Raw genomic sequence first — 24,708 nt, 5'->3', positions numbered from 1 at the left:
TCTCCTATGCGAGGAAGCTCTTGAGTTCGGTGACAAGCTTTTTGATGTGCCCGGAGAGCACCGGCGCGCCCATGTCCTTGAAGCGCTGCCGGAACCACGGGTTGACGCTCTGCTGGCCTCCGCTGCTGACGGAGCCGACCGGAATGAATTTGACCCCGGATCGGTGCATGGCCAGCATCGAGTCGAACAGGACCTGCGACTGCGACTCGTAGAAGTCGGAGATCCACACCACGACCGTGTTTCGGGGGTCGCTCACCTTCGGCTGGGCCAGCGCCATCGCGACCGTGCCGTCGGTGCCCCCGCCGAGCCGGGTGCGCAGCAGCACCTCGAACGGGTCGTGCACCCACGGCGTGAGGTCCAGCGCGCGGGTGTCGTAGGCGACGAGGTGCACGTCGACCTTCGGCAGCCCGGCAAAGATGGAGGCGAGGATGGTGCAGTTGACCATCGCGTTGACCATCGAGCCCGACTGGTCGACCACGACGATGAGCCGGGCTGGCGTGGTGCGTTTCGCGGTGTGCTTGTAGAAGAGGCGGTCGACGTAGAGCCGCTCGTCCTCGGGGCTCCAGTTGGTGAGGTTCTTCCAGATCGTGCGCTCGATGTCGAGGTTGCGATAGACCCGCTTCGGCGGCACCGACCGGTCGATCTCGCCGACGCTGGTCTGCTGGACCTGCGTGCGCAGGACCGCGGCGACCTCGTCGACGAACCGGCGGATGAGCGCCTTGGCGTTGGCGAGCGCGACGCCGGAGAGGTTGTTCTTGTCCCGCAGCAGTTGCTCGATGAGCGACATGCTGGGGGTCAGCTGCTTGGCCAGCGCCGGGTTGGCGAGCACCTCCCGCAGGTGCATCCGCTTCACCAGGTCGCCCTCGATGCCGCCGAGCACGCCCGCCAGGCCGCCGGCGCTGGGGCGCCCGCGCAGCTCGCCCGGGTCCACGCCGAGGGCCTTCTCGAACCAGCCGGCGTCGGCCTGCCAGTTGGCCAGCTGGGTGGCGCTCACGCTGCCGCTGCCGGTGTTGAACACGTTGATCAGCAGCTTGGAGACCAGGGCGGCCCGGCGCACCTCGAGACCGGCTCCCTCGCCGGCCGTGTCGCCGGCGCCCGGCGTCAGCAGGCCCTCGAACTCCCCGGCCAGCTCCGGGTGGCGCTGGACCAGGTTGTCGACGGTGACGCCCGGGTCGAGCAGCGCCGGCGGCAGCCCGATGTCGTCGACGATCGCGACGCTGGCGGACTCCAGGGAGGGCTGCTCGTCGGCCTCGAACAGCCGGCCCAGCATGCGCCAGTAGAGCACCTGGCGGCGGTTCTCGTCGGCGGTCATTTGCGCAGCAACCTTCCGGCCCGCTCGCGCAGCACCTCGACCGCCTCGCCGGCCGCCTTGGCCAGCTTCGGGTCGGCGGGACCGAGCGCCCAGTCGATGGTGTGCACCCCGACCTGCTTCTTCTTGACGGTGGTCTCCACCCCGATCGGCTGGACCGTCCAGGCACCGTCGTCCCAGCGCAGCAGGCCGATGCAGGCGGTCGCTCCGGCCAGCAGCTGCGGCGTCAGCGGCCCGCAGGCGGGCAGCCGGCGCGTGTCGAGCGGGACGCCGGTGAGGTCCTCGACGAACACCGGCTCGGCGATGCGGGCCGGGTGCCGCTCCATCGGGGGCGCGGCCGGGGCGAGCGCGGTGCCGAGGTGGACCCGAGCCGTGGTGAACGGGTCGGCCGCCTCGCCCGGCCGGGCCCGGTCGTCGCGCCAGATCAGGTCGCCGCCGGGGAGCAGCGGCATGTCGGTGAGGTCGAGGACGCGCCGCTCGGCGAGCGCGGTCAGCAGCATCTGGTGGCCGGCCAGCAGCCGCCAGATCGCCGGGCCGACGATCGTGTCGACCTTCGCGGCGGAGACGCTCGCCCGCACCAGGCGCGTGGCGCCGCCGGAGGTCTCCAGCACGCCGTGCACCTGCACCTGCACGGCGGTGGGGTGCTCGTGGACGTCTGCGCCCAGCACGAACAGCCGCCCGGTGACCGGCTCGGCCTGCTCGGCCCGCTGCGTGCGGCCGCCGTCGCGGGCCAGCAGCAGCGCGCGGCTCCACAGGTCGGCCCAGCGGCGCACGGGCAGGTGATCCATCGTCGCGATCGGGCTGCCGGCGCGCAGCTCCGCGGCCAGGCCGTCGAGCAGCACCGCGAGGCGGCGCAGCTCCGGCTCGGCGAGCGCGGCCTCGATGGCCTGGCCCGAGGCTGAGACCAGGTCATCGTCGACGCCCCGCCAGCCGGTGATGGCAAGCTCGCGCAGCCACGACCGGGCGCCGGCGAGCAGGTGGGTCGCAGCCGCTACGCCCAGTCTGGCTCGATGAGGCTCCGCGCTGACCGACCCAGACCAGGCGGCCAGACCAGGCTCGCCCTGCCACTCGGCGCGCTCCCGGCCCAGTGCCGCGTCGGCCCGCGCGAGCAGGGCGTCGTGCACCGCGCCGAACAGCGCGATGCGCGCCGCGGCGAGGGCGAAGAGGTGGTCGTCGGCGATCGAGCCGGCCGCGATCTTGTCGACGGCCTCGGCGACGGCCTCGCGCAGCGGGCTGCCGCCGAACCCGGCGGCCAGCGCGGCCAGCGCCGCGACCCGGTCCTCGTCCACGCGGGCGAAGCCGTGCACCAGCCCGTCGTCGACGGCGGCGGCGAGGCCGAGGGCGTCGCCGATGCCCGGATCGGGCTCGTCGGCGAACAGCGAGGACAGCATCAGCGCTCCTCCTCCACCCGCGAGACGGACGGGAACCAGTGCAGCTCCGGGATCGGCTCGCCGCTGCCGGGCAGCTCCAGATAGGCCAGGTGGCGCAGGAACCCGCTGAACACGGTGGCCGCCGGCGCCGGCTCGTGGTGCGCCTTCAGCCCGGCGGCCAGCGGCCGGCCGTCCTCCACGTCGAGGCGCAGGTAGCGGGCGACGCGCTCGCGGCCGTATTGCACCTCGGCCTCGTCCAGCAGCGCCTGCAGGTGCTTGCACGGGTGGGCGCCGCGCAGCCCGCCGCAGGGCCGGTTGTTGTTGGTGCTGCAGCTCAGTCCGTGGTTGCCTGCGCCGATCGACGAGACGTAGACCCGCTCGATGTCCGACCCGCTCGACACCACGCCCTGCAGGCGCCCGTCGGCCAGCTCGACGAACGGCACCTTGGCCAGCTTGCGTGGCTCTACGGGCGGTATGACGACCGCCGTCGAGCGCGTTTCGACGCTCAAGACCATCGACCTCCAGCATTCGGGGTGGTCCTTGACGCCGGTAGTTGTACCGCACGGGTACGACAAAAAACCGCTACGCCAGCGAGACCGCTATCCGAAGGCAGGTCGGAACGTCCTCGGTGTGATAAGGCCATTCACTTGGTTCGATGTTGTGCACGAACCCGGCGTAGATGACGGCGCCGAGCAGCGGCGCCACGGGGCGCAGCAGCTCGACCGCCGCGGCCGGGTCGCTGCCGGGCGCCAGCCGCCGCCACTGCTGCGTCCAGTGCGCCACGAGCGGCTCCGCCTCGGGCGGCTCGAGCCCGTCGCACAGGGCGAGGATGTCGAAGGCGGGGTTGCCGAGGAACGCATCGCACCAGTCCAGCACCGCTGGCGGTACCGTCGCGGAGAAACGCACGTTGCCGGGGTGGAAGTCGCCGTGGACGAGCGTGTCCGGCAGGCCGCACGCGGCGACGGCGGCCAGCCGGTTGCCGAGCCCGGCCAGCAGCGCGTCGAGGCCGAAGATCTCGCCGAGCCACGGCTCCGCCGCCACCAGGATCTGCTCGTGCAGCCGCCCGCCGCGCCGGTCCCGCACGCCGCGCCCGGCCAGCAGCGGCAGGTCGTCCAGCGCCCGGCGCTGCAGCCCGTGCAGCAGGTCCGCCATCGCGAACCGGGCCTCGGCGGGCGCGCCGAACCCGTCCTCGCCGGGCAGGTGCGCGAGCAGTTGCCGCCCGGTGCCGTCGGCGGCGAGCAGCCTCGGCGCGGCGCCTGGGGCCACCGCGCCGAGCCACGCCAGGACCTCGGTCTCGGCACGCAGGAACGGCGGCAGGTGCTTGAGCCACACCGGCCCGCCGACGGCGTCCAGCCGCCACACCGCAGAAAGGTTCCAGGTCTTGCGCTGCATGACGTTCCGGGCGGTACCGAGGCCGAGCCCCCGCATCTCGTCCAACGCCCAGCGCACCGACTCGGCCGGCCCGCCCACCTCGGCGTAGGGCGCCCGCAGCGGATGGGGCGCCGGCCGGAAGTCGACCGGCTCCAGCACCGACGCCGCCCCGTCGAGCTGGGCGAGGTACGTCACCGCCCCGCCGTGCGGGCGCGGCCGGTCGGCGTGCAGCAGCCGCAGCACGGTCACGTCGGCGCCGAAGCGTTCCCGCGCCCCCGCGACAACATCGTCGACCTCGGGCCAGTACGGGACCTCGACGGGGAACGCCGGCAGCGCGCCGAGCACCACGCCCGACGCGTCGACGAGAACCAGCGTCACCGTACGCACGACCGCTCCTACACCGCCGCCGTCACAGCGACCTCGCCAGGCGGTCGGCGATCAGCCGGGTGAAGCGCGACGGGTCGGCCAGCTCGCCGCCCTCGGACAGCAGCGCGATGCCGTAGAGCAGCTCGGCGGTCTCGGCCAGCCCGGGCGCGTCCGGGTCGGCGGTGTGCGCGTCACGCAGGCCCCCGACCAGCGGGTGGTCGGGGTTGAGCTCCAGGATTCGCTTCGTGTGCGGCATCGGCTGGCCCATCGCTCGGTACATCTTCTCCAGCGTAGGCGTGATGTCGTGCGCGTCGCCGACGATGCAGGCGGCCGAGGTGGTGAGGCGGGTGGACAGCCGCACCTCCTTGACGTCGGCCTCCAGCTTCGTGCCGAGCCAGGACAGCAGCGGCGCGAAGCCCTCGCTGCGCTCCGGGGCGATCTCCTCGGCGCCGAGGTCGACCTGGCCCTTCGCCACGGACTGCAGCTGCCGCCCGTCGTACTGCACAACCTGGTCCACCCACACCTCGTCGACCGGGTCGGTGAGGATGAGCACCTCGTAGCCCTTGGCGAGGAACGCCTCCAGGTGCGGCGAGTTCTCCACCGTGGCGCGCGATTCGCCGGTCATGAAGTAGATGTCGTTCTGCCCCTCCTTCATGCGCTCGACGTATTCGCGCAGCGAGGTCGGCTGCTCCGCGGAATGGGTCGAGGGGAACAGGACGAGATCGAGCAGCGCCTCGCGATTCTCGGCGTCGTCGATCAGGCCCTCCTTCAGGGGGCGGCCGAACTCGGTCCAGAACGTGCCGTACCGCTCGGAATCCTTCTCCTTGATCTCCTTGAGCGTGGCGAGGACCTTTTTCACCAGGCGCCGCTGCACGACCTGGATCTGGCGGTCCTGCTGCAGGATCTCGCGGGAGATGTTGAGCGACAGGTCGTGCGCGTCGACGACGCCCTTGACGAATCGCAGGTACCGCGGGGTCAGCGCCTCGCAGTCGTCCATGATGAACACGCGCTTGACGTACAACTGCACGCCGCGCTTGCCGTCGCGGCTGAACAGATCGAAGGGCGCCCGCGCCGGAATGAACAGCAGGGCCTCGTATTCGAAGGTGCCCTCGCCCCGCATGTGAATGGTCTCGAACGGGTCGGTCCAGTCGTGGCTGACGTGCTTGTAGAACTCGTTGTACTCCTCTTCGGCGACCTCGCTGCGCGGCCGTGCCCAGAGCGCCTTCATCGAGTTGAGCGGCGCGTCGGCGCCGTCGAGCCGGATCGGCCAGGCGATGAAGTCCGAGTACTTCTTGACGATTTCCCGGATCTTCCATTCCGCCGTGTAGTCGAACAGCCGGTCCTCGCTGTCCTCCGGCTTGAGGTGCAGCGTCACGGTGGTGCCCTGCGGCGCCTCCTCCAGCGACTCGATCTCGTAGGTGCCCTCGCCGGCCGACTCCCACCGGGTGCCCTGGCTCTCGCCCGCGCGGCGGGTCACCAGCGTCACCTTGTCGGCGACCATGAACGTCGAATAGAAACCGACGCCGAACTGCCCGATGAGCTCCGCCCGCTGCTGCTGTTCGGGCGATTCCCGCAGCTTGCTCAGCAGCTCCGCGGTGCCGGACTTCGCAATGGTGCCGATGAGCGAGACGACGTCGTCGTGGGACATGCCGATGCCGTTGTCCCGCACCGTGAGCGTGCGCTGGTCCTTGTCGACCTCGAGCCGGATGTGCAGATCGTCGGTGTCGACGTCCAGCTCCTTGTTCACCAGCGATTCCAGCCGCAGCTTGTCCAGCGCGTCGGAGGCGTTTGAGATCAGCTCCCGCAGGAAGATGTCCTTGTTGGAGTAGATCGAATGGACCATCAACTGCAGGAGCTGTCTGGTCTCGGCCTGGAACTCCAGCGTCTCGCTCACTTCGACTCCCTCTCGAGGCTATGACCGCCGAAAAGAATACTGGCGCGATGTCGAAACCGGGGGGTGCCGTTCGTGTAGAGACCAACAGCACTCCGATGAGGGGGAACATCATGAAGCAGTACCTGCTCAGCGTCGTCGAGCCGAGCACCGGGGAGCCGCCGGCCGCCGAGGAGATGGAGCGGATCATGGCGCGGGTCGCGGAGCTCGAGCGCGCCGTCAAGGAGGCCGGGGTCTGGGTGTTCAACGGCGGGCTGCACCAGCCTGGCACCGCGACCACGCTGCGGCCCAAGGGCGACGACGTGCTGATCACCGACGGGCCGTACGCGGAGGGCAAGGAGCACCTCGGCGGGTTCTTGATCCTGCGGTGCGAGGACCTGGACGAGGCGCTGGAGTGGGCGCGGCGGGCCGTGGCGGCCACCACACTGCCGATCGAGGTGCGGCCCTTCCGATGAGCCGCGAGGTCGAGCGGGTCTTCCGGGAGGAGTACGGCCGCGCGGTCGCCGTCCTGGTCCGCAGCTTCGGCGACATCGACCTCGCCGAGGAGGCGGTCCAGGAGGCGTTCGCGGCGGCGCTGCAGCGCTGGCCGGACGGCGGCGCGCCGCCCAACCCGGCCGGATGGATCATCACAACCGCGCGCAACCACGCGATCGACCGGCTCCGGCGCGAGGCCAGGCGCGCCGAGAAGCACGCCGAGGCCGAATTGATCTACAACATACCTCCGGACGAGCCCGACGACCGGCTACGGCTGATCTTCACGTGCTGCCACCCGGCGCTGGCTCGCCACGCGCAGGTGGCGCTCACGCTGCGCCTGCTCGGCGGGCTGAGCACGCCGGAGATCGCCCGGGCGCTGCTGGTGCCCGAGGCGACGCTCGCGCAGCGCATCGTGCGCGCCAAGAGCAAGATCCGCGACGCGGGGATCCCGTACCGCGTGCCGCGCGAGGCCGATCTGCCCGACCGTCTGTCGGCGGTGCTCACGGTCGTGTACCTGATCTTCAACGAGGGCTACGCGGCCGGCTCCGGCGATGAGCTGGTCCGCGACGACCTGTGCGCGGAGGCGATCCGGCTCGGGCGCATGCTGCGCCGCCTCATGCCCGACGAGCCGGAGACCGCCGGCCTGCTGGCCCTCATGCTGCTGGCCGCGGCCCGGCGGCCGGCCCGCGTCGACGCGCTGGGCGCCCTGGTGCCGCTGCCCCGGCAGGACCGCACGCGCTGGGACCGGGCGGCGATCGCCGAGGGCCACCGCATCGTGCGCGAATGCCTGCGGCGCAACCGGCCCGGCCCGTACCAGATCCAGGCGGCGATCAACGCCGTGCACACCGACGCCCCCAGCGCCGAGGCCACCGACTGGGGGCAGATCGTCCAGCTGTACGACCAGCTCATGGCGGTGGCGCCGACGCCGGTCGTCGCGCTCAACCGCGCCGTCGCGGTCGCCGAGGTCGACGGGCCCGACGCCGGGCTGCGGCTCGTCGAGGGCCTGAGCCTGCCGCGGTACCACGTGTTCCACGCCGTCCGCGCCGACCTCCTGCGCCGGGTGGGCCGCGCCGCCGAGGCCCGGGCCGCGTACGCGACGGCCGCGGAGCTCGCCGGCAACGCGGCCGAACGGCGGTACCTGCTGTCCCGCGCCGAGCCCGATGGCTCGACCACCGTGACACCGGGTGAGATGCTCGAAGCATGACGAACCCAGTGCTCGCCCAGTTGCTCGCGATCGCGCTCATCGTCGCGGTCGTCGCGCTGGCCGTCGTCGTGATCCCCGTCAACCGCCGCGGCGCGCCGATCAGCGCCCGGGGCGGCCGCGAGGAGCGCGGCTGGCACGGCTTCATCTACGCCAACCCCGACGACCCCAACCTGTTCGTCCCCAAACGGTTGGGCCTGGGCTGGACGATCAACTTCGGCCACCGCCGCGCCTGGCAGGCGGTCTTCGGCATCCTCGCCGTCATCGCGCTGGGCATCGTCGTGGGCACTCTCGCGGGGGCCCACGGCCGGAGCTGACCGTCAGCCGGCGGCCGGCCAGTCCCACCCCAGCTGGGCGAACATGCCGAGGCGGTCGCTGACCGCCCGGATCTCCGAGATCTTGCCCGCCCGCAGGGTCAAGATCCAGATTTGCTCGACCTCGCATGAACGCCCCGTGGGCTCCGGCATCCGCGGGTGGTAGCCGGTGTGCGTGGCCCGCACCAGCAGGCGGGCGACCACCGTGTCACCCTCGGCGACGAGCTGCTGCGGGCACATCCCGCCGTCGCCGAACGCCTCCAACTGCTGCCGGAAGCCCTCGAACGCCGCCCCCGGCTCGTCCTCCTCGCCGAAAATGATCTTGTTGTGGTCGACCACGTCGGCCGCCATGTAGTCGCCCCAGTCGGCGATCCGGCGTTCGTTCACGGCCCGGAAGAAATCGGTCACGACCTGCTTGTTCGCGTCCATCGCGCGCCTCGCAATCTTACGACGTAAGTTTGATGCCGCCACTGTAGACTTACGCCGTAAGAAGAGTCAACCGAGGAGGCCGCCGTGTCCCCGAAGCGACAGCGCGGCGAGCGCGCCGGGCTCACCCGCGAGCAGGTGCTCGACGCCGCCCTGGAGCTCGCCGACGAGTCCGGCCTGGCCGGCCTGACCATGCGTGGCCTGGGCGCGCGGCTCGGCGTCGAGGCGATGACGCTGTACCACTACGTGCCCAACAAGGAGGCCCTGGTCGACGGCATGGTGGAGCGGCTGTTCACCGCCGCCCAGCCGGCCGCGCCCGGCCCCGACTGGCGCGCACACCTGCGCGGCTATGCGCACGAGCTGCGGGCGGCACTGCTGCGCCACCCGGGCATCCTGCCGGCGGTCGTGCGGCCGGCGGTCACCCCGGCGACGCTCGACGCCGTCGAGGGCGGCCTGCGCACGCTGACCGGGGCGGGGTTTCCGCTGGGCACGGCGCTGGACGTGCTGAACACGCTGACCCTGTTCGTGCTGGGGCACGCCGCCGCGGAGGTGGGCATCGGCGCGGGCGACGGGCCGGGCTCGCCCGGCTGGCTAGCCGGCCTCGACGGAGAGCGGTACCCGCTCATCCTGCGGGCCGTGCACACCGGCGCGGGCACCGACGACGCGGCCCGGTTCACGTTCGCCGTGGAGGCCCTGCTCACCGGCTTCTCGGCGTTTTCCGTAATCAAATAGGCGGCCCCCGGGCCTGCCGGGGGCCGCCCTGGTGGAGCGGAGGTCAGTCGGCGCTGGAGCGGGCCCAGAGGTTGATGCCGGACTCGGTCGCGTGCTCGTCGATGGCCGCCAGCTCGGCGGGCGAGAACTCCAGGTTGGCCAGCGCCGCGACGTTGTCCTCCAGCTGCGCCACACTGCTCACGCCGATCAGCGTCGAGGTCACCCGCGGGTCGCGCAGCGTCCAGGCGAGCGCCATCTGGGCCAGGCTCTGGCCCCGGGCGGCGGCGATGTCGTTCAGCGCGCGGATCTTGGCAAGGTAGTCGTCGGTGAGCCACTCCGGCGACAGTGAGCCGCCCTCACTGGCGCGCGAGCCGGCCGGCACGCCGCCGAGATAACGGTCGGTCAGCATCCCCTGCGCCAGGGGCGAGAACGCGATGCAGCCGATGCCCTCCCGCTCGAGCACGTCGAGCAGGTCGTCCTCGATCCAGCGGTTGAGCATCGAGTAGGACGGCTGGTGGATGAGCGCCGGCGTGCCGAGCCGCCGCAGGATGGCCGCCGCCTCCGCGGTCTTGGCGGGCGAATACGACGAGACGCCGACGTACAGCGCCTTGCCCTGCCGCACCGCCGCGTCGAGCGCGCCCATGGTCTCTTCCAGCGGCGTCTCGGGGTCGAAGCGGTGCGAGTAGAAGATGTCGACGTACTCCAGCCCCATCCGCCGCAGGCTCTGGTCGAGGCTAGCCAGCAGGTACTTGCGCGAGCCCCACTCGCCGTAGGGGCCCGGCCACATGTCGTACCCGGCCTTGGTCGAAATGATCAGCTCGTCGCGGTACGGCCGGAGGTCGCCGCCCAGGATGCGCCCGAAGTTCTCCTCCGCGGAGCCGTACGGCGGGCCGTAGTTGTTCGCCAGGTCGAAGTGCGTGATGCCGAGGTCGAAGGCGCGCCGCACGAGCGCGCGGTGCCCGTCCAGCGGACGGTCGTGGCCGAAGTTGTGCCACAGCCCGAGCGAGACGGCCGGCAGCTTCAGGCCGCTGCGCCCGCTGCGCCGGTACTGCATGTGCTCATAACGCGATGGATCAGGGATGTACGTCACGAGCCAACACTAGGGTCGCTACCCGACCGTACGCACGACGTTGCGGCCACCGCCCGCACCCGCGAGACCGTGCGGGAGGTCGCCGACGCGGCCGGCCGGCTCGCGGCCACCAGCGAGGAGATCGCGCACTCCGCCGAGAGCACCTCGGCCCGCTCCGAGGCGGTCGCGAGCGCCGCCGGGCACGTGGCCGGCAGCGTGCACAGCGTCGTGGCCGGCGCCGAGGAGATGTCCGCGTCGATCCACGAGATCGCCCGGTCCGCGGCGCAGGCGGCGAGCGTCGCCGCGGCGGCGGTGCAGGCCGGTCCCGCACCGCCACCGCCGAGCTGGCCACCATGGCCGGTCGGCTGCAGCAGCTGGTCGACCGCTTCCGGTACTGACCCCGTGCTCAGAGGCCCAGGCGGGCTTCGACGGCCGACGCGGACGGGTGGTCCACGCGCTCGTAGATGGCCAGGGCGCGCCGCCACAGGCCGATCGCCGGGGCGCCGTCGAGCGCGTCGCCGAGCCGGGTCGCGGTCTCGGCCTCGTCGAGCCGGTCGCCGAGCTCGGTGAAGCGCTCCAGGGCCTCGCGGTAGCGCTCCACCGAGCGCTCCCGGTCGCCGAGCGCCGAGTGCACCCGGCCGAGGTGGGCCACCGCCGCGGCGGTCTCATGCGGGTCGCCCAGCTCGCGGCGCAGCGCGAGCGCCCCCTCGCCGTGGGCGACGGCCTCGGCGGCGCGCCCGGCCTGCGCGTAGTGCCAGGCGGCCGCGGCGCGCGCGGACGCCTCGCCGGACCCGTCGCCGGCCCGGCGGAACAGGGCCAGGGCGAGCTCACCGTGGACGATCGCCTCGGTGAAGCGGGCCATCGACTCCAGCACCGCGGCCAGGTCCTGCCGGCACGCCGCCGCGGCGCCCGCCTCGCCCTGGGCGTGGAAGCAGTCGGCGGCCTCGCGCAGCCGGCGCAGCGCCGCCTCGTGCTGCCCCGTGCGCAGGTACGCGGCGGACTGCGCGCGCTGCGCCCGGGCGAGCAGCGCCGGGTCGCCGAGGAGCTCCGCGGCCCGGATCGCGGTCTCCGCCACGGCGATCCGGTCGTCCCAGCGGCCGGCGGCGTCGAGCGGGCCGTCCAGGGCCTCGGCGATGCGCCAGGCGTCACCGTACCGGCCGCGGCGTATGGCCAGGCCGAGCACGGCGAGCGTCGCGCGGTGCCCGCCGGCGTGCGCGGCGTGGTGGGCCACGAGGCGGTCCTGGAGGCCGGCCCGCTCGGCGTCCGGCGTGCCGCCGGCCGCGTGCTCGCGCAGGACGGCGTGCATGGCGTACCGGCCGGGCCGGGGCTCGGCGACGAGCTGCGCCCGGGCGAGCTCGCTCAGCGCGTCCACACTGGACCGTCCCAAGAGGATGGTCGCGTCCGGCTCACTCAGATCCGGGCCGGGATGCGCGCCGAAGCCCCGGAACAGCCGCCGCGCGGCCGGCGACAGCAGGTCGTACGACCACGCGAACGCGGTCCGCTCGGCGAGCGCGTCGGCGGCCGCCGCCAGCGACAGCTCGGGGAGCAGCGCGGCGCGGGCGGAGAACACGGCCAGCGCCATGGGCCGGCGCCCGCACGCCGTGATGATGCGGTCGACGGCGGCCGGCTCCGCGGCGGTGCGCTCGGCGCCGATCCGCGCCGCGAGCACGGCCCGTGCCTCGGTGCGGTCGAACACGTCGAGCGTCAGCCCGGCCGCGTCGAGCCCGGCTGGGCCGGCTGGGCCGTGCCGGCCCGTGACCAGTGCGACGCTGTCGCCCACGGCCGGCACCAGCGGCCGCAACTGCGCCGCGTCGGCGGCGTCGTCGAGCACGAGCAGCACGCCGCGGCGGGCGGTCAGGCCGCGGTACATCCCGGTGCGCGCGGCCAGGCCCAGCGGCATGTCCGCGGGCGCCACGCCGAGCGCGGCGAGCAGCGTGCGCAGCGCCTCGGCGGCGGGCAGCGGGCCGGCCGGGTCGGAGCCGCGCAGGTCCAGGAACAGCACCCCGTCCGGGAAGCGGCCGGCGATCCGATGTCCATAGTGGACGGCGAGCGCGGTCTTGCCGACGCCCGCATCGCCGCCGACGAACACGGCCCGGGCGCCGGGCAGCATCCGGTCCAGCCGGGCGATCACGCCGGCCCGCCCGGCGAAGTACGCGGGGGCGGCCGGCAGCCCGTGCTCGTCTGCAGACCGCGGCAGAGACGAGGCCGGGGCGACAGACGAGGCCGAGGTGGGAGGTGAGGCCGGGGCAAGCGAGGCTGGGGCTACGGCGCCGTCGCGGGCGGCGATCCGGGACCGCGCGGACGCGAAGGCGCCGCACTCGGCCGGGCTGGCGCCGAGCAGCCGGAGCAGGGCGTCCAAGCGCTCGGCCGGGGGCAGCGCGCGGCCGGCGAAGTACGCGCCGATAGCGGCGCCGGGCCAGCCGGTGCGGGCGGCGAGCTCGCCGAACGTCAGCGGCGACGAGCGGACCCGCCGGGCCTGCCTGCGCCGCAGGTCGCGCAGGAGCCCGGCGAGCTCGTCGAGGGTGGAGACACCCGATGGATCTACCACGCCCGGAAGCCTGCCACAGCGCGCCAAATCCGGCGCGGTGGCGCGTCAGACGGCGCAGACGGTGTCGAGGTCCGCGCTCGCCGCCTGGATGTCGGCCAGCAGCTTGTCCATGTCGCCGATCGAGTTGATCTTCGCCAGCGAGTCCGCCGAGCCGAACAGCGCGAGGCCGTCGGCGGCCTTGTCCAGCGCGGCCTGCAGCTTCGGGTCGGCCGCCTCGGCCTTGAGGTCGCGCGCCTGCTTGACCAGCGCGTCGGTGAGCTCCTTCGCCTTGTTCACCGCCTGGGTCTCGGCCGCCTTGTTCTTCTGCTGCCGCGCCACGATCATGAGGCCGATCTGGGTGCCGATCGGCTTCACGGTGTCCTCGGTGACGAGCTGCTCGGCCTTGTCGCAGACCGCCCTGGTGTTGGCCTTGAGGTCGACCGTCGGGCTCGGCGAGGACGCGGGGCTCGCCGCGGATGTGGCGCTCGCCGCGGACTGCGGGCTCTCATCGGACTGCGAGCAGGCCGCGGAGGTGCTCACAAGGGCGGCGAGGATCGCCACGGTCAGTATCCGTCGCACGATTGAGGTTCTCCTCCAGGTCGGTGTTCCCGGCTTCGGTCAGGGGAACCAGTGTCCTACATCCGCTCCGGGGCCTCGATGCCGAGCAGGTCGAGGCCGGTCCGGAGGGTCCGCGCGGTCAGGTGGCACAGCGCCAGCCGGCCGCCGCGCACCGGATCCGGCGCCCGCAGCACCGGGCAGCGCTCGAAGAACGCGGTGAAGGCGGTCGCCAGGCCGTACAGGTATCCGGTGAGCCGGTGGAACTCGAGCGTCTCGCCGACGTGCTCGACGACGCCGGGGAAGCCCAGCAGCTCCACCGCGAGCGCGTGCTCGGCCGGGTCGGCGACGGCGAAGGCGCCGCCCGCCGCGTCCGCGCCGCCCTTGCGGAAGATCGAGCGGATCCGCACGTGGGCGTACTGCAGATACGGCCCCGTGTCCCCGGTGAACGCCAGCATCCGGTCGAAGTCGAACACGTGGTCCTTGATCCGGTCGGTCGACAGGTCGGCGTACTTGAGCGCCCCCATGCCGACCTCCGCCGCGCCGGCCCGCGCGACGGCCTCGTCGAGCAGCTCGGTCAGCCGGATGGCGCCGCCCGCGCGGCTGCGCAGCATCTTGCCGTCGGTGCCGAGCATCGAGCCGAAGGCGACGTGCTGCGCCCGCACCGGCGGGGCGAGCCAGCCGGCCGCCTCGGCGACGGCGAAGACCATCCCCAGGTGCTGCCGCTGGGGCGCGCCGACGACGTAGAGCAGGCGGGTGGCCTTGAGCTCCTCGACGCGGTGCCGCAGCGCCGCGAGGTCGGTCGCCGCGTATCCGTAGCCGCCGTCGGCCTTGCGCACGATGAGCGGCAGCGGTGCGCCGTCCCGCGACGCGAAGCCCGCCGGGAAGGCGCACTCGGCGCCGTCGCTCACGCGCAGCAGGCCGCGCTCGCGCAGGTGCGCCACGATGCCGTCCAGCTCGGCGTTGTAGGTGCTCTCGCCGGCGAAGTCGCCCTCCTGCAGGCGTACACCGAGGCGGTCGTAGACGCCCATGAGGTACCGCCGCGAAACCCCGACCAGCGAGCGCCACAGCGCGATCGTGTCCGCGTCGCCGTCCTGCAGCAGGATCACCCTGCGCCGCGCCCGCTCCCGGAACGCCTCGTCGGCCTCGAACCGGCGCCGCGCGGCGGCGTAGAACGCGCTCAGGTCGGACTCGTCGATGACGCCGCCGTCGACGTGGTGCTCGACGAGCATGCCGAAGTTGGTGCCCCAGTCGCCCAGGTGGTTCTGCCGGATCACCCGGTGCCCGAGAAACTCCAGCACCCGCACGGCCGCGTCGCCGATGACCGTCGAGCGCAGGTGCCCGACGTGCATCTCCTTCGCCGCGTTCGGCCCCGAATAGTCCACCACCACGGTCTCTGGCTCCACAGTGGACACTCCGAGCCGCTCGTCCGCGGCGGCCTCGGCCAGCATCCGGTCCAGCGCCGCGTCCGCCAGCGTCAGGTTGACGAACCCCGGCCCGGCCACCTCGACCCTCGCGCACAGGTCGTCGAGCCGCGCGGCCCGGGCCACGGCCGCCGCGATCTCGCGCCGGTCCCCCGGCAGGGCGAGCGCCCCGTCGGCCTGGAAGTCGGCATGCCGGGATCGGCGCAGGGCGGGGTCGACGGTCGATCCGGTCACGGTCTCGAACGCGGCCGCGAGCCTGTCCCGCAGCACCCTGCCGATGTCAGCCATGCCCTCGGACGGTACCGACCCGGCCGCGCGCCCGCCGCTGGTTTTCACGCCCCAGGGCTACCTGCGGCGACGGCCGGCCCCGCAGCCGCACCGGAGCGCGCGCTACCCCCAGCTCGGCAGCACTCCCGGGCCGGTGACGATGAGCAGGACGCAGATCGACGTCGTTATCATCACGCGCAGCATTTGTCGCATAGACCGGAAATTATCCGGGGCGTTGGGGGCCGGGCCTTCACCTTGCGGGGCGAGATGTCTGCGTGGCCCGGTTCACCTCTCGGCCAGCGCCTCCGTCGGCGAGAGCCGGGAGGCGCGGACCGCCGGGTAGAGGCCCGCCAGGCCGCCGATGACGAGCGTCGCGCCGGCGCCTCCGGCGACCGACCACGGTGGGATCACCGTCGAGAAGTGCTGGGCCACCGCGTAGGCGGCGGTGCCGGCCGCGCCGAGCAGTGCGCCACCGGCGCCACCGAGGGCGGACAGTAGCAGCGACTCCGCGAGGAACTGGGTGCGGATCTGGCCGCGGGTCGCGCCGAGCGAGCGGCGCAGGCCGATCTCGCCCCGGCGTTCCAGCACCGAGATGACCATCGTGTTGGCCACGCCGACGCCGCCGACGAGGAGGGCCACCGCGCCGAGGCCGAGCAACAGGCGGGTGAAGGCTTCGCCGGCCGCCTGCTTCGCGGCGAGCGCGTCCGAGGGGCGGGAGACCTGGACCTCGTTGGGCGCCTCCGGGTTGGCGGTCGGGCCGAGCGCGGCGCGGACCGCGGCGATGCGGGCCTCGTCGGCGCGGGTGTAGATGGTGGTCGGGTGGCCGTCGAAGCCGAGCTCAGCCTGAGCGACCGGCCAGCCGACGAGCGCGGCCGTGTCGAGCTCGGGGGCCAGCGGCGACGGCTCGAGGATGCCGACGACGGTGAACCATCGGCCGCCGAGCAGCACGCGGGTGTCGGGGCCGGCGCGGCCGATGCCGAGCCGCTCGGCCGCGGCCGCGCCGAGGACCGTGGCCGGGAAGGCGCCGGTCGCCGCGTTGAGCCAGGTGCCGCTGCGGACCTGCGCGCCGACCACGGCGAGCAGGTCGAGGCGCGCGGCGTACCCGGCGATCCCGTTGGTCTGGGTCTTCGGGATCTTCCCGGTCCGGTAGACCTTCGCGCCGTCGATGCGACCGATCGACGAGAGCGCGCGCACGGCGGCGATCCGGCCGACCATCGCCTCGGCGGTGTCCGGCAGCTGCGCCCGCTCGCCGATCAGCGTGGTGCCGGGCGCGACGGTGAGCAGGTTGGTGCCGAGCGCGTCGAGCGTGCGGTCGAGCTCGGCCCGCGACGAGGACGAGATGCCGACGACGGCGACCATCGACGCGATGCCGATGGCGATGCCGAGCGCGGACAGGAACGCCCGCATCGGCCGGGTACGCAGGCCGACGAGCCCCACCTTCACGACGTCGCCCGGCCACAGCCGGGCGGGGCGCAGTGTCCTCATTGGACACCGCCGGCCGAGTAGGCGACGATCCGGCCGTCGCGCATGGCGACCCGCCGCGGCAGGCCGTCGGCGATCTCCCGGTCGTGGGTGATGATGACGACGGTGGTACCGCCGGCGTGCAGCTCCCGCAGCAGCCCCATCACGGTGGCCCCGGAGGCCGAGTCCAGCGCGCCGGTGGGCTCGTCGGCCAGCAGCAGCGCGGGGTCCCCGGCCACCGCCCGGGCGATCGCGACCCGCTGCCGCTCGCCGCCGGAGAGCTGGTGCGGCCGGTGGCCGGCGCGGTGCGCGAGCCCGACGCGCTCCAGCGCGGCCGCGGCCCGGCGGCGCCGCTCCCGGGGCCGCAGGCCGGTGTAGAGCAGCCCGTCGGCGACGTTGTCCAGCGCGGCGATTCCGGCCGCGAGGTAGAACTGCTGGAAGACGAAGCCGATGCGGCGTGCCCGGAGCGCGGACAGCTCGGCGTCGCGCAGCCGGGACACGTCGAAGCCGTCGACGTCGACGCGACCGGAGGTCGGCCGGTCGAGGGTGCCCAGCAGGTTGAGCATCGTCGACTTGCCCGATCCCGACGGGCCGACGATGCCCACGAGCTCGCCGGGCTCGATGCGCAGCGATACGCCCGTGAGGGCGGGCACCGTCCCGGAGTACACCTTGGAGACCTCGCTCATCGTGATCACCTCGGCATCCCGACGGTCGTCCCCGCGGCGACACCGTCGCCGGAGATCTCGACCCAGCCCCCGGAGAACAGGCCGGTCTTCACCGCGACGTAGCGCGACGCGGCACCTTCGACGACCTCCACGCCGTAGCCACCGTCGGGCAGGCTCACCAGCGCGGCGACCGGCACGGCGAGCACGTCCTCGCGCTCGGAGGCGGTGAACGTGACGTCGACCGAGGCGAGCGCGTAGGAGGCCACCCGCTGCTGGTCGTCCGAGTTGTTCAAGTCATTCAAGGCGATCGTCACCTCCACCTTCGTCTGCGCCCCCGAGGACGCCCCGGCGCCCGGCGCGGCCGGCTCGATGACGGTGGTCACCCGGGTGACGCGGCCGCCGATCGTGCCGTCGTCGGGCAGCGTGACGACGACGGCCGCGTCCTGTTGCGCCAGGCGCTGGTCGGCGGGGTCGAGGGCGACGGTGACCGCCTTGGCCGTCCCGGTGTACGTCAGGATCCGCTGCCCGGGCGCGGCCGGCTCCCCCTGCGACGCCGCCACCGCGGTGATCCGCACGGCGTCCGGCACGAAAACGACCCGGCCGAGCTCGACCGTCCCGGTCTCGTCGAGCCCCTGATCGGACTGCCAGCGCTTGACGGCGGCGGCCGTGGCCGAGGTGTACTCGTCGTCGACGGTGAACCCGGTGTATCCGAGCGCCCGCAGGTTCTCCTCGAGCTGCCGCACGTCGGCCCCCTCGGTGCCCTGGGCGAGCGGCCGCCAGGCCGGCACCGCGCCGTACAGCAGCGTCACCGGCTTGTCGTTCACCCGGTACAGCGGCTGGCCGCGGGTCACCTGGGTGCCGCTGTCGGGCAGGTAGGTGAGCGTCCCGGGCAGCCGGCCGGTGACCGTGCTCGACGCGCCGTAGCCCAGCTCCCCGTCGACGGTGCGGGTGTCCTTGAGCGTGCGCCGGCTCACCTGTGCGGTGTTCGGCGGCAGCGCGCTCCGCGCCGCCTCGCCGGCCGCCCGGTGGCCGCCGAGGCCGAGCCAGGCGGCCGCGCCGGCGCCCGCGACCAGCACCGCCAGGGCGGCGGCGTACCCCGCCCTCCGGCTCATCCGCGGCCACCCGAGAGGATCGGCTGGCACTGCTTCTGGGCCTTCTCGAAGTCCGGGTCCTCGGCGAGTTTCCGGTCGATGCGCATGCCGACCTGGCCGGGCTCGGGGTCGGGGAAGCCCTCGACGCCGTTGTCCCGCATGCACTTGGCGAAGGCGCGGTTGTTCGCGTCCGTCTGCGCGTCGCCCCGGCCGTTCTCGGCCATCGGGTTGTACTGGCGGCACGCCTCCATCGCCTTGTTCACCGTGTCCTGGCTGACGCCGCCGGTGATCCGGACCATCGGCCCCTTGCCCGGCTCCGGGTCGGGCACGTCGATGCCGTGTTCCCGCATGCACTGCGCGAACTTCACGCCCATCTCGTCGCGGCTCAGGCTCGCCGCGGCGCTCGGCCCCGCCTGCGGGCTCTCGGATCCGCACCCGGCCAGGCTCCCGGCGCCCACCGTCAACGCCAGCAGGACGACCGCCAGTCTCCGCATCACAAACTCCTCGCTCGTCGGATCGTTTCGGCGGCGAGCCTGCGCGATGCGGCGTTTCCGGGCCGTCTGCCGCCGCAAACGCCGGGGAAACGCGCCGACCGGGGATGATGGGCCGGGGGCGGTGGCGAAGGGGGCGGCGCGTGCGGCTGCTGGTGGTGGAGGACGAGCCGATGCTTGCCGGCGCGATCGCGGAGTGGCTGCGCGAGGACTCGCACGCCGTCGACGTCGCGGGCGACGGCGAGGCGGCGCTGGAGCGGCTGGCGGTGCACGACTACGACGTCGTCGTGCTCGACCGGTCCCTGCCCGCCGTGCCCGGCGACGAGGTCTGCCGCCGGATCGTGGAGTCGGGCTCGGGGGCGCGGGTGCTCATGCTCACCGCCGCCGCGGAGGTCACCGACCGCGTGGCCGGGCTGTCGCTCGGCGCCGACGACTACCTCACCAAGCCCTTCGCGTTTCCCGAGCTGGCCGCCCGGGTGCAGTCGCTGGGTCGTCGCAGCCGCCCGGCCGTGCCGCCGGTCCTGCGCCGGGCCGGGATCACGCTGGACCCGGCACTGCACCGGGTGTTCCGGGACGGCGCCTACGTGCCGCTGTCGAAGAAGGAGTTCGGGGTGCTGTCCGAACTGCTGCGTGCCGGCGGGGCGCCGGTGTCCGCCGAGTTTCTGCTCGAGAAGGTGTGGGACGAGCATGCCGACCCGTTCACCCCGGCGGTCCGGCTGACGATCCTCAAGCTGCGCCGCAAGCTGGGCGACCCGCCCGTCATCGAGACCGTCACCGCCGTGGGGTACCGCATCCCATGAGCCTGCGCCTGCGCCTGACGGTCATCTACGCCGGCCTGTTCCTGCTCGCCGGGCTGGTGCTGCTCGCCACCACCTACGTGCTGTTCGATCGGCAGCTGGCCGGCGCCGGCCTGAGCGTGGTGCTCAACCGGTCGACGACCGGCGCCTCCCCGAGCCCGCAGGTCCTGCCGGACCCGGCCGAGACCATGCGCCAGATCGAGGCGCAGCGCCGGCAGCTGCGTGCGGCGGCCGTCACCTCGCTGCTGACCCAGGGCGCCATCGCGCTCGGCGTGGTCGCCGCCGCGGCCGCGGGGCTGGGCTGGCTGGTCGCCGGCCGGGTGCTCAACCCGCTGCACCAGGTCACCGCGACCGCCCGGCGCATCGCCGCGGCCCCGGCGGCCGGCCGCGGGCTGCACGAACGCATCGCGCTACGCGGCCCGGCCGACGAGGTCAAGGAGCTCGCGGACGCCTTCGACACCATGCTCGAGCGGCTCGACCGGTCCTTCGACGGGCAGCGCCGGTTCATCGCCAACGCCTCGCACGAACTGCGCACGCCGCTGACTGTCGGGCGGGCGCTGGTCGAGCTGGCCATGAAGCGCCGGTCCGCGTCCGCCGACACGATCCGGCTCGGCGAGGACCTGTTGCGGATCAACGCCCGCCACGAGCACCTCATCACCGGGCTGCTGCTGCTCGCCACCTCGGAGAACGAGCTCACCGAGCGCCGCCCGGCCGACCTGGCCGACGTCGCCGCCCACGTCCTGGCCCAGTCCGCAGGCGCGGCCGCCGCGGCCGGCGTGACGCTGGAGGAGCAGCTCGCGGAGGCGCCGACGAGCGGCGACGCACTGCTGCTGGAGCGGCTGGTGCACAACCTCGTCGAGAACGGCGTGCGGTACAACGCCGGGCCCGGCGGCTGGGTGCGGGTGGTCACCCGCGCCACCGGGGACGAGCGCGTCGAGGTCGAGGTGAGCAACACCGGGCCGGTGGTACCGCCGTACGAGGTACCGGCGCTGTTCGAGCCCTTCCACCGGCTGGCCGGGGACCGCCGCGTCACCGCCGGCGGCGCGGGCCTGGGGCTGTCCATCGTCCGTTCGGTGGCCGCCACCCACGGCGGGACCGCGGTCGCGCGGCCCCGCGAGGGTGGCGGCCTGGTCGTCACCGTCGCGCTGCCGGCCGTGGTTTCCGGGGTTGCTGTTAGGTTCGGCCGGTGACCTTCACCTCGCACGCCACCACGTTCGCCGGCCTGCCCGTCGTGGACCTGGCGGCCGGCGAGCCGCTGCCCGAGGTCGACGGGCCGGTCGCCTGGCGGTACGCGAACTGGGACTTCGACGAGAACACCGACTACGGGCCGAGCCCCGCCTGGGCCGAGTCGTTCGCGCGGCTGCTCGACGGGATCGACGCCTCGGCCGTCCGCGCGCTGGTGCTCGGCTCGTGGGGGTACACGGCCTTCGCCGACGCGCCGATCGCCCAGCTGTGCGCGGCCGCGGAGCGGCTCGACTCGCTGGAGGCTCTGTTCCTCGGCGACATCACCGGTGAGGAGTGCGAGGTCTCCTGGATTCGCCAGGGCGACATCACGCCGCTGCTGGAGGCGTTTCCACGGCTGCGGGTCCTGCGCGTGCGCGGCACCGAGGAGTTGCGGTTCTCCCCGGTGCGCCACGACCACCTGCGCGAGCTCGCGTTCGAGTCCGGCGGCCTGCCCGCCCACGTGCTGGGCGCGGTCCTCGACAGCGACCTGCCGGCGCTGGAGCACCTGGAGCTGTGGCTCGGCGTGGCCAACTACGGCGGCGACATCGCCGTCGCCGACCTCGAGCCGCTGCTGGCCGGGGGTCGGCTCCCGGCGCTGCGCCGCCTGGGGCTGCGCAACGCCGAGATCGCCGACCGGATCGCCGCGGCGCTGGCCGGCGCCCCGGTCGTCGGCCGCCTGGACGAGCTGGACCTCTCGCTCGGCGTGCTCGGCGACGAGGGCGTCGAGGCGCTGCTGGCCGGGCAGCCGCTGACCCATCTGCGCCGGCTCGACCTGCGCCGCAACTTCCTGTCCCCGCAGTTCGCGGCGCGGGTGGTCGAGGAGCTCCCCGGCGTCGAGGTCGACGTCTCCGAGCAGGAGACCGAGGGGCGCTTCGGCCGGTACACCGCGATTTCCGAGTAGCCGCTCAGCCCCAGTTCTGCGGGGCGGGCTGGCGAGTGGGCGCGTTGATCCGGTTGAAGAGGTTGGTCGTGCCGATCCACAGCACGATCGCCGCGAGCTCCTGCTCGCCGAAGTGCTTGGCGGCGTCGTCCCAGATGTCGTCCGGCACCGCGTCGGCCCGGTCGGCCAGCCGGGTCGCGGCCTCGGCGAGGGCCAGGGCGGCCCGCTCGGCGTCGGTGAAGTACGGTGTGTCCCGCCAGGCGGCGACGGCGAAGAGCCGCTCGTCGGACTCGCCGTTCTTCTTGGCGCTGCGGGCGCCCGCGTCCACGCACGGGCTGCAGCCGTTGATCTGGCTGGCCCGCAGGTGGACCAGTTCCAGCGTGGCGCCCGGCACACCGGCCGAGTGCGCCGCCTTGTAGAGCAGGTTGATCGCCTTGGTGGCGTCGGGCAGGAGCGCCGCCGGGTTGGTCATCCGTGCCTGCATCATCGTCTCCCTTGTCACATCGCTGCGATTTGGTTCGTCGCTGGTATGACGACCCGCTGGAGGGACCTGTGACAATTGTGGCCTAGGTAACAACAAGGGCCACAATTTGGACGAAAGGCATCGCGTGTGAGGGGGAGCGACGACCGGCTGGCCGAGCGGTTCGAGGCGCTGCGGCCACGGCTGCGGGCGGTGGCGCACCGGATGCTGGGCTCGGTGAGCGAGGCCGACGACGCGGTACAGGAGGCCTGGCTCCGGCTGAACCGCACGGACGCGGGCGAGGTCGACAACCTCGCGGCGTGGCTGACCACGGTCGTCGGCCGGATCTGCCTGGACATGCTGCGCTCCCGGACCAACCGCCGCGAGGAGCCGCTCGAGCTGCGCGCCGAGGAGCCGCCGGCGGGTGACGCCGACCGGGCCGACCCGGAGCAGGAGGCGCTGCTGGCCGACTCGGTGGGCCTCGCGCTGCTCGTGGTCCTGGAGACGCTCACCCCGACCGAGCGCCTGGCGTTCGTCCTGCACGACATGTTCGCCGTGTCGTTCGACGACATCGCGGTCGTCGTCGGCCGCAGCCCCGCCGCGGCCCGCCAGCTGGCGAGCCGGGCCCGCCGCCGCGTCCAGGGCGGCCCGGGTGGTCCAGGTAGCCCAGACGGCTCGGGTGGCTCGGGTGGCTCGGCCTCGGCGGCCGCCGACGTGCAGCGGCGGCGCGAGGTCGTGGACGCGTTCCTCGCCGCCTCCCGCGGCGGTGACATGGCCGCGCTGCTGACCCTGCTGGACCCGGACGTCGTCATGCGCGCCGACGCGACGGCGGCCCGGATGGGCTCGACCGGCGAGTCCCGGGGCGCGGAGGTCGTCGCCGCGTTCTTCTCGGGTCGTGCCCAGGGTGCCCGCCCGGCCGACATCGACGGCGCGACCGGCGCCGTGGTCCAGGTGGACGGCCGGACCCGCATCGCGATCAGCTTCACTGTCACGAGCGGCCGGATCATCGGCATCGACGTGGTCGCCGACCCGGCCGATCTGGAGATCCTCGACGTGCGGATCCTCGCGTAGCGCCGCCCGCCGCTCGCCGGCTCAGCCGGGGCGCACACCCCAGGCGGAGACCATCGGTGAGGTCGCCACGTCCAGCAGGCCCGCGTCCAGGTTGGTCAGGTGCCGGTCGATCTCCTCGTCGGTGGCCAGGCCGGCGGCGGTCAGCCGGGCGCGGATCTGCTCGACGGTGGCCCGCTCGAGCCGGTCGCAGGCCGGGCCGGTGACCGGGAAATAGGCGTCGGCGGCGACCTCGGTCAGGCCGGCCTCGCGCAGCAGCCGGGGCAGCTTCCGGCCGTACGCCAGGTCGACGCCGCGCCCGGCCATCAGCGTGCGGAAGTCGTGCTTGAGCCGGTTGGCCAGCCGCTGCGCCGGGCCCGACTCGTCCGGGCAGGCCAGCGGCTGCAGCATCGGGTCGGCCTCCTCGATCAGCAGCCGGCCGCCGGGGCGCAACGCCGAGACCATGGCTGCGAGCGCCGCCTCGCGCCGCGGCACGTGGACGAGGACCAGCCGGGCATGCACGAGGTCGAAGCCGTCGCCCGGCGGCGGCTCGGCGCCGACGTCGTGGCGGAGCACCTCGTAGCCGGCGCCGGGGTCGAGCCACGCGACGTCGATGTCGGTGGCCAGCACGCGGCCGGCCGGGCCGACGCGCGCGGCGAGCCAGGACGGCACGCTCGGGCCGCCGGCGCCGACCTCCCAGCAGCGCCAGCCCGCGGCGACGCCGAGCGCGTCGAAGTGCCGGAACGTGGAGGGGTCGAACAGCTCCGCCAGGGCGCCGAAGCGGGCGCCGGCCTCGGCCTGGGCGTTGTCGAGCAGATACCCGCCGCCGGGGGCGTCGAGAATCTCGTCGACGCCGTTGTCGTGGTCGTAGGCGTGGACGAAGCCGAGCCGCTCGTAGAGCCTTCGCGCCGCGCTGCCGCGGATGACGACCAGCCGGAACGGCCGCGCGTCGCGGTGCGCCGCCATGACGTGCCGCAGCACCTCCCCGCCGATGCCCCGGCCGTGCAGTTGCGGGTCGAGGTAGAAGTGCTCGATCCACTGCGCGTCGTGCTCGGGCCGGACGGCGACGGAGCCCACCGCCCGGCCGTCGACCTCGATGACATCGGTGTTGGCCGGCACGTAGGCCTCGAGGAAGCGCCGCCGGGAGCGGTCGGCGTCCCAGCGCCCGACCCGCTCGAGGTCCGGCCGCATCGCCGCGGCCTTGAGGTCGATGAGCCACGGCGCGTCCGCCGACGTGGCGGGGCGGAGGGTCCACGGCCGCACCATGCGGTCAAAGTATCACCGGCCGCGGTCACCAAGAGGTCCGCGCGGCCCGGC

Annotated in this window: 24 protein-coding genes; 8 read left to right on the top strand and 16 right to left on the bottom strand. The window is 73.7% G+C overall.

Translation table 11 applies throughout. The annotated features are described in order from the left end of the window. Positions 1-4: 4 nt before the first annotated feature. From ACGFI8_RS07585 to htpG, 5 genes are all read right to left on the bottom strand, one after another. Positions 5-1,312 (bottom strand): VWA domain-containing protein, encoded by a 1,308-nt coding sequence (locus ACGFI8_RS07585; RefSeq protein WP_392801425.1) that lies wholly within the window; start codon positions 1,310-1,312, stop codon positions 5-7. Further along, positions 1,309-2,700 (bottom strand): hypothetical protein, encoded by a 1,392-nt coding sequence (locus tag ACGFI8_RS07580; protein ID WP_392801424.1) that lies wholly within the window; start codon positions 2,698-2,700, stop codon positions 1,309-1,311. Before ACGFI8_RS07580 ends, ACGFI8_RS07585 begins: the two co-directional genes overlap by 4 nt. Continuing rightward, a complete protein-coding gene (locus ACGFI8_RS07575) occupies positions 2,700-3,194 on the bottom strand; it encodes a hypothetical protein (protein ID WP_392801421.1) in 495 nt (164 codons plus the stop codon). The genes ACGFI8_RS07580 and ACGFI8_RS07575 overlap by 1 nt, the downstream gene beginning before the upstream one ends. Before the next feature lie 67 nt (positions 3,195-3,261). After that, entirely contained in the window at positions 3,262-4,437 is a 1,176-nt protein-coding gene (locus tag ACGFI8_RS07570; protein WP_392801419.1) for a phosphotransferase family protein, read from the bottom strand. 22 nt (positions 4,438-4,459) lie between these two features. Further along, positions 4,460-6,310 carry a molecular chaperone HtpG gene (gene htpG / locus ACGFI8_RS07565; protein WP_392801416.1) on the bottom strand — a complete coding sequence of 617 codons (1,851 nt, stop codon included), beginning with the start codon at positions 6,308-6,310 and terminating at the stop codon, positions 4,460-4,462. Positions 6,311-6,420: 110 nt separating this feature from the next. Between htpG and ACGFI8_RS07560 the strand changes: the two genes are divergently transcribed. The 3 genes from ACGFI8_RS07560 to ACGFI8_RS07550 are packed head-to-tail and all read left to right on the top strand — an operon-like array spanning position 6,421 to position 8,299. Next, positions 6,421-6,762, top strand: a complete 342-nt coding sequence (locus ACGFI8_RS07560; RefSeq protein ID WP_392801414.1) for a YciI family protein — start codon at positions 6,421-6,423, stop codon at positions 6,760-6,762. Next, a complete protein-coding gene (locus tag ACGFI8_RS07555; RefSeq protein WP_392801412.1) occupies positions 6,759-7,985 on the top strand; it encodes an RNA polymerase sigma factor in 1,227 nt (408 codons plus the stop codon). The genes ACGFI8_RS07560 and ACGFI8_RS07555 overlap by 4 nt, the downstream gene beginning before the upstream one ends. Further along, entirely contained in the window at positions 7,982-8,299 is a 318-nt protein-coding gene (locus ACGFI8_RS07550; RefSeq protein ID WP_392801410.1) for a DUF5808 domain-containing protein, read from the top strand. The genes ACGFI8_RS07555 and ACGFI8_RS07550 overlap by 4 nt, the downstream gene beginning before the upstream one ends. 3 nt (positions 8,300-8,302) lie before the next feature. On the opposite strand, the gene ACGFI8_RS07545 is transcribed toward ACGFI8_RS07550, so the two are convergent. Then, positions 8,303-8,725, bottom strand: coding sequence for an ester cyclase (locus tag ACGFI8_RS07545; RefSeq protein ID WP_392801407.1), 423 nt, complete (start codon positions 8,723-8,725; stop codon positions 8,303-8,305). A gap of 84 nt (positions 8,726-8,809) precedes the next feature. Here ACGFI8_RS07545 and ACGFI8_RS07540 point away from each other — a divergent pair, with 84 nt between their 5' ends. After that, positions 8,810-9,454 carry a TetR/AcrR family transcriptional regulator C-terminal domain-containing protein gene (locus tag ACGFI8_RS07540; protein ID WP_392801405.1) on the top strand — a complete coding sequence of 215 codons (645 nt, stop codon included), beginning with the start codon at positions 8,810-8,812 and terminating at the stop codon, positions 9,452-9,454. 43 nt (positions 9,455-9,497) lie between these two features. On the opposite strand, the gene mgrA is transcribed toward ACGFI8_RS07540, so the two are convergent. From mgrA to ACGFI8_RS07500, 8 genes are all read right to left on the bottom strand, one after another. After that, on the bottom strand, positions 9,498-10,487 hold the full coding sequence (gene mgrA, locus ACGFI8_RS07535; protein WP_392802844.1) for an L-glyceraldehyde 3-phosphate reductase: 990 nt from the start codon (positions 10,485-10,487) through the stop codon (positions 9,498-9,500). A gap of 421 nt (positions 10,488-10,908) precedes the next feature. Then, positions 10,909-13,050, bottom strand: coding sequence for a tetratricopeptide repeat protein (locus ACGFI8_RS07530; RefSeq protein WP_392801403.1), 2,142 nt, complete (start codon positions 13,048-13,050; stop codon positions 10,909-10,911). Positions 13,051-13,095: 45 nt separating this feature from the next. Continuing rightward, positions 13,096-13,608, bottom strand: a complete 513-nt coding sequence (locus ACGFI8_RS07525) for a hypothetical protein (RefSeq protein ID WP_392801400.1) — start codon at positions 13,606-13,608, stop codon at positions 13,096-13,098. Between the two features lie 56 nt (positions 13,609-13,664). Beyond that, a complete protein-coding gene (gene argS, locus ACGFI8_RS07520) occupies positions 13,665-15,296 on the bottom strand; it encodes an arginine--tRNA ligase (RefSeq protein ID WP_392801398.1) in 1,632 nt (543 codons plus the stop codon). Between the two features lie 264 nt (positions 15,297-15,560). Continuing rightward, positions 15,561-16,760, bottom strand: a complete 1,200-nt coding sequence (locus ACGFI8_RS07515; RefSeq protein ID WP_392801397.1) for an ABC transporter permease — start codon at positions 16,758-16,760, stop codon at positions 15,561-15,563. Then, positions 16,757-17,422, bottom strand: coding sequence for an ABC transporter ATP-binding protein (locus ACGFI8_RS07510; protein ID WP_392801396.1), 666 nt, complete (start codon positions 17,420-17,422; stop codon positions 16,757-16,759). The genes ACGFI8_RS07515 and ACGFI8_RS07510 overlap by 4 nt, the downstream gene beginning before the upstream one ends. A gap of 5 nt (positions 17,423-17,427) precedes the next feature. Further along, positions 17,428-18,513 carry a peptidoglycan-binding protein gene (locus ACGFI8_RS07505; RefSeq protein WP_392801394.1) on the bottom strand — a complete coding sequence of 362 codons (1,086 nt, stop codon included), beginning with the start codon at positions 18,511-18,513 and terminating at the stop codon, positions 17,428-17,430. Further along, positions 18,510-18,986, bottom strand: a complete 477-nt coding sequence (locus ACGFI8_RS07500; protein WP_392801393.1) for a hypothetical protein — start codon at positions 18,984-18,986, stop codon at positions 18,510-18,512. Before ACGFI8_RS07500 ends, ACGFI8_RS07505 begins: the two co-directional genes overlap by 4 nt. 140 nt (positions 18,987-19,126) lie before the next feature. Between ACGFI8_RS07500 and ACGFI8_RS07495 the strand changes: the two genes are divergently transcribed. The 3 genes from ACGFI8_RS07495 to ACGFI8_RS07485 are packed head-to-tail and all read left to right on the top strand — an operon-like array spanning position 19,127 to position 21,905. Further along, complete coding sequence (locus ACGFI8_RS07495; protein WP_392801390.1) at positions 19,127-19,783, top strand: response regulator transcription factor; 657 nt, start codon at positions 19,127-19,129, stop codon at positions 19,781-19,783. After that, a complete protein-coding gene (locus ACGFI8_RS07490; protein WP_392801387.1) occupies positions 19,780-20,970 on the top strand; it encodes a sensor histidine kinase in 1,191 nt (396 codons plus the stop codon). Before ACGFI8_RS07495 ends, ACGFI8_RS07490 begins: the two co-directional genes overlap by 4 nt. Further along, a complete protein-coding gene (locus ACGFI8_RS07485) occupies positions 20,967-21,905 on the top strand; it encodes an STM4015 family protein (protein WP_392801384.1) in 939 nt (312 codons plus the stop codon). Before ACGFI8_RS07490 ends, ACGFI8_RS07485 begins: the two co-directional genes overlap by 4 nt. 4 nt (positions 21,906-21,909) lie before the next feature. Here the strand turns inward: ACGFI8_RS07485 and ACGFI8_RS07480 are convergent, their stop codons facing one another. Further along, entirely contained in the window at positions 21,910-22,368 is a 459-nt protein-coding gene (locus tag ACGFI8_RS07480; RefSeq protein WP_392801382.1) for a carboxymuconolactone decarboxylase family protein, read from the bottom strand. A gap of 201 nt (positions 22,369-22,569) precedes the next feature. On the opposite strand from ACGFI8_RS07480, the gene ACGFI8_RS07475 reads away from it, so the two are divergent. After that, a complete protein-coding gene (locus ACGFI8_RS07475; protein WP_392802841.1) occupies positions 22,570-23,415 on the top strand; it encodes a sigma-70 family RNA polymerase sigma factor in 846 nt (281 codons plus the stop codon). Positions 23,416-23,436: 21 nt separating this feature from the next. Here ACGFI8_RS07475 and ACGFI8_RS07470 read toward each other — a convergent pair whose 3' ends face one another. Then, complete coding sequence (locus ACGFI8_RS07470) at positions 23,437-24,657, bottom strand: GNAT family N-acetyltransferase (RefSeq protein WP_392801380.1); 1,221 nt, start codon at positions 24,655-24,657, stop codon at positions 23,437-23,439. Between the last annotated feature and the right edge of the window lie 51 nt (positions 24,658-24,708).

Source organism: Dactylosporangium sp. NPDC048998 (genome assembly GCF_043197855.1).
GTDB lineage: Bacteria > Actinomycetota > Actinomycetes > Mycobacteriales > Micromonosporaceae > Dactylosporangium.
This window is presented reverse-complemented; position numbering and strand designations above follow the sequence as displayed.